2 protein-coding genes and 1 pseudogene are annotated in these 2826 nt (G+C 43.5%); all 3 read left to right on the top strand.

Going from position 1 to position 2826, the window contains the following annotated elements; all coding sequences use genetic code 11:
• Positions 1 to 74 precede the first annotated feature (74 nt).
• Positions 75 to 545 carry a 30S ribosomal protein S7 gene (gene rpsG, locus OIZ54_RS16090; protein WP_004588211.1) on the top strand — a complete coding sequence of 157 codons (471 nt, stop codon included), beginning with the start codon at positions 75 to 77 and terminating at the stop codon, positions 543 to 545.
• A 27-nt stretch (positions 546 to 572) separates the two neighbouring features.
• Positions 573 to 2687, top strand: a complete 2115-nt coding sequence (gene fusA, locus OIZ54_RS16085; RefSeq protein ID WP_264390826.1) for an elongation factor G — start codon at positions 573 to 575, stop codon at positions 2685 to 2687.
• Between the two features lie 62 nt (positions 2688 to 2749).
• A pseudogene (locus tag OIZ54_RS16080) lies at positions 2750 to 2826 on the top strand (elongation factor Tu); the annotation flags it as partial.

The following is a 2826-nucleotide window of genomic DNA, read 5'->3' as shown; positions in this document are numbered from 1 at the left end:
GCACTAAATATTATTAATTATTGTTTTGGGTGATTGTTCCAAAAGGACAAACCTGAATAAACCGGAGATACAAAATGCCTAGAAGACGCGTAATAGGTCAACGTAAAATTCTTCCAGATCCTAAGTTCGGATCGGAACTTCTTGCTAAATTCGTTAACATCGTAATGTTAGACGGCAAGAAATCTACTGCTGAAAAAATTGTTTATGGTGCGCTAGACGTGGCTGCTGAGAAATCAGGCAAGTCGCACCTAGAAATCTTTGAATCTGCACTTGATAACATCCGTCCACAGGTAGAGGTTAAATCTCGCCGTGTTGGTGGTTCAACTTATCAAGTTCCAGTTGAAGTACGTCCAGTACGTCGCAACGCATTAGGTATGCGTTGGTTAGTAGACGCTGCACGTAAGCGTGGCGAAAAATCTATGGGCTTACGTTTAGCTCAAGAAATCGTTGACGCTGCTGACAACAAAGGCACTGCGGTTAAGAAACGTGAAGACGTTCACCGTATGGCTGAAGCGAATAAAGCATTCGCACATTACCGTTGGTAATCTGTCCTTAACCTTTAAGAGGATCATATGGCACGTACAACTCCACTTGAGCGCTACCGTAATATCGGCATAGTAGCTCACGTAGATGCAGGCAAAACCACCACAACAGAACGTGTTCTGTTCTACACAGGTCTTTCTCATAAGATCGGTGAAGTACATGATGGCGCCGCAACTATGGATTGGATGGAGCAGGAACAAGAGCGTGGTATCACAATCACTTCTGCTGCAACAACGTGTTTCTGGAAAGGGATGGACGCGCAATTTGACGACCATCGTATCAATATTATTGATACTCCAGGACACGTAGATTTCACTATCGAAGTAGAGCGTTCTTTACGTGTACTTGATGGTGCGGTAGTTGTTCTTTGTGCTTCATCAGGTGTACAGCCGCAAACTGAGACAGTTTGGCGCCAAGCGAACAAATACGAAGTTCCAAGAATGATCTTCGTAAATAAAATGGATCGCACCGGCGCTGACTTCTTAACGGTTGTAGACCAGGTGAAATCTCGTCTTGGAGCAACGCCTGTTCCAATCCAGTTGCCAATTGGCGCTGAAGACGACTTTAAAGGTGTTATTGACCTTATAAAAATGAAAGCCATTAACTGGAACGAAGCGGATCAGGGTATGACTTTCTCTTATGAGGCAATACCGGCAGAACTTCAAGAGCTCGCTCAAGAATGGCACTCTCATTTAGTTGAAAGTGCAGCTGAAGCCTCTGAAGAACTAATGGATAAGTACTTAGAAGGTGAAGAGTTAAGTGAAGCAGAGATTAAATCTGCCTTACGTCAACGCACATTAGCGAACGAAATTGTTCCCATTACGTGTGGTAGTGCATTTAAAAACAAAGGCGTTCAAGCTGTGCTTGATGGCGTTGTTGAATACATGCCTGCACCAACACAAGTGAAACAAATCCAAGGTATCCTAGAAAATGGAACTGAGGAAGAACGTCCAGCTGATGATAAAGCGCCGTTTGCTGCACTTGCATTTAAAATTGCAACAGACCCGTTTGTTGGCACTTTAACCTTTTTCCGTGTTTACTCTGGTACTGTTAAACAGGGTGACGCGGTTTATAACCCAGTTAAAAATAAGCGTGAGCGATTTGGTCGTATCGTACAGATGCATTCAAACTCACGTGAAGAGATCAAAGAAGTTCACGCAGGCGATATTGCGGCAGCTATTGGTCTTAAAGACGTAACAACAGGTGAGACACTGTGTGATCCGAACTCTATCATTACGCTAGAGCGTATGGAGTTCCCAGAGCCAGTTATCTCTGTTGCGGTTGAGCCTCGCACAATCGCTGACCAAGATAAGATGGGTATTGCACTAGGTAAACTAGCTGCTGAAGATCCGTCTTTTCGTGTACAAACTGACGAAGAATCAGGCCAGACTATAATCTCTGGTATGGGTGAACTTCACCTTGATATCATTGTCGACCGTATGAAACGTGAATTCAGTGTTGAATGTAACGTTGGTAAGCCGCAGGTTGCATACCGAGAAGCTATTCGTTCAACTGTTGAAGTTGAAGGGAAGTTTGTACGTCAATCAGGTGGTCGTGGTCAATATGGTCACGTCTGGGTTAAACTTGAACCGATGGATATTTCGGATGATGAAGCACCAATTTATGAGTTCGTTAACGAAACTGTAGGTGGTTCGGTTCCAAAAGAATTTATCCCTGCGGTAGACAAAGGTATCCAAGAGCAAATGTCTCAAGGTGTACTGGCAGGCTACCCATTACTTGGCGTTAAAGCGACTTTATATGATGGTTCATTCCATGATGTAGACTCGAATGAAATGGCATTTAAAATTGCAGGTTCAATGGCAATGAAAGCTGGGGCGCTTAAAGCTGACCCTGTACTTTTAGAGCCAATGATGAAGGTTGAAGTAATCACTCCTGACTCAAACATGGGTGATGTAGTTGGCGACTTAAACCGTCGTCGCGGCATAATCGAAGGCATGGAAGATGCAATAGGTGGACTTAAGCAAGTTAATGCTCAGGTTCCTCTTTCTGAAATGTTTGGTTATGCAACTGCTTTACGATCTGCAACACAGGGCCGTGCTTCTTACTCTATGGAGTTTTTGAAGTACGCTGAAGCCTCTAAAAATGTTGCAGATACAATAATTTCAGCTCGCGCTGTTATATGATTTTAGCTTGTCTGGCTCAATAGTGAGTCAGGCTTTAATTTCTTAATTAGGAATTTTTTAAGATGGCAAAAGAAAAGTTTGAACGCGTAAAACCGCACGTAAACGTTGGTACAATCGGCCACGTTGACCACGGTAAAAC

It is taken from the genome of Pseudoalteromonas sp. A3, from assembly GCF_025942345.1.
Classification (GTDB): domain Bacteria; phylum Pseudomonadota; class Gammaproteobacteria; order Enterobacterales; family Alteromonadaceae; genus Pseudoalteromonas; species Pseudoalteromonas atlantica.
This window is presented reverse-complemented; position numbering and strand designations above follow the sequence as displayed.

What these genes read in the sequence shown, in the direction of transcription:
- rpsG (WP_004588211.1), top strand. Translation starts at nt 75, where the DNA reads ATGCCTAGAAGACGCGTAATAGGTCAACGTAAAATTCTTCCAGATCCT.
- fusA (WP_264390826.1), top strand. Translation starts at nt 573, where the DNA reads ATGGCACGTACAACTCCACTTGAGCGCTACCGTAATATCGGCATAGTA.